General features: G+C 60.2%; 1 protein-coding gene. It reads left to right on the forward strand.

The window, feature by feature from the left end; translation table 11 throughout:
• Positions 1 to 42: 42 nt before the first annotated feature.
• The gene (locus tag QX051_RS29430) at positions 43 to 1143 is read left to right on the forward strand and encodes an IS4 family transposase (protein WP_315701243.1); all 1101 of its coding nucleotides are present in this window, start codon (positions 43 to 45) and stop codon (positions 1141 to 1143) included.
• The last annotated feature ends 165 nt before the right edge of the window (positions 1144 to 1308 follow it).

Here is a 1308-nt window from a genome sequence, read left to right on the forward strand (position 1 = left end):
TTTATGCTTGAGTGTTGGAATCCGCCGTGATTCGAACAGGGGATGGCAGACGAATCGCTCCTGAACGAGGACTGGACGAGAGTGGTTGCGCAGCTGGGCGGGGCTGCGCAGCTCGAGAAAACTGCGCGCCAGACGAAGGCCTTCGCGCGTCGGCGGCAGATTCCAGATGCGGTGACGTTACTTCGGCTGATGCTGGCCTATTGTTTGGGTGAAAGAGGGCTGAGATCGACAGCCGCATGGGCGGCTTCTGTTGGCCTTGCCGACCTCACCAGCGTGGCGTTGTTCTATCGGCTGCGTCAATGTGGTGATTGGTTTGCGGTGCTGGTGGAGGGCTTGCTCGCTGCGGCAGCTCCGAAGGCGAGCCAAGGCCGCCTGATCCGCATCATCGATGCGACGACAGTGCCTCAGGCGGGACCGGCTGCGCGCAAGAACAGTGAGCTTTGGCGCGTTCATAGCGCATTTGATCTGCCCTATGAGCGCTTTGGTCACTTCGAGCTGACAGATCAGCAAGAGGGCGAAACGTTTGACCGGATACCAGTGGTCAAGAACGAGATCCGCATTGCTGACCGCGCTTATCTGCAACCTGACCGCATTGCGGCCGTCCGCGAAGCCGGGGCCGACGTTTTGATCCGAGCGGGCTGGAAGAACGCACGTTGGCTTGACGCCAAAGGCCTTCCGTTCGATCTGATGGCCCAATTGCGTGCCGCGAAGGCGCGCGGACTGGTCGATCGGGAGATTTGGATCAAGCGCAAGGGCGGCGCGCCTCTGGCTATGCGTCTGGTCGCAATCAAGAAGCCCACCGGTGCGGCTGCTGCTTCTCGGCGTAAAGCCCGGCAAGACGCAAAAGATGAAAACCGCATCATCTCCAAAGAAACTTTGGAGGCTGCGGATTGGGTCATTCTGATCACGTCGCTCGCGCGGGACGAGTTCTCCACCAAAGATGTGCTTGCGCTCTATCGATTGCGATGGCGGATCGAGCTTGGGTTCAAGCGACTGAAGAGTCTGATTGGCCTCAAGACGCCGCCAGGAACCGATCCGCGCTCTGCCAAGCCCTACCTGCTGGCCCACCTCCTGATCATCCTGTTGCTCGAGCCGCTTGCCAGCGACTTCGAGGACTCTCCCCACTGGACGCAGGCCGCTTAACGACGCCTGGCGCTTGGCGGGTCCTGCAGCAGCTCGTTGCATCCTTGCTGCAAGCAATCATTCCACAACCAACCATCCGTTGCTTGCGCCGCAGAAAACGCGCGTTGGGGCGCCACCTTCGCGAGCCTCCTCGAAAACGCAAGTATCAATCGATGCTCGCGCTAC

The sequence above is a fragment of the Bradyrhizobium sp. SZCCHNR1053 genome, from assembly GCF_032381235.1.
Classification (GTDB): domain Bacteria; phylum Pseudomonadota; class Alphaproteobacteria; order Rhizobiales; family Xanthobacteraceae; genus Bradyrhizobium.

Excerpts from the sequence above, each read along its gene's own strand:
- QX051_RS29430 (WP_315701243.1), top strand. The coding sequence starts at position 43 with ATGGCAGACGAATCGCTCCTGAACGAGGACTGGACGAGAGTGGTTGCG.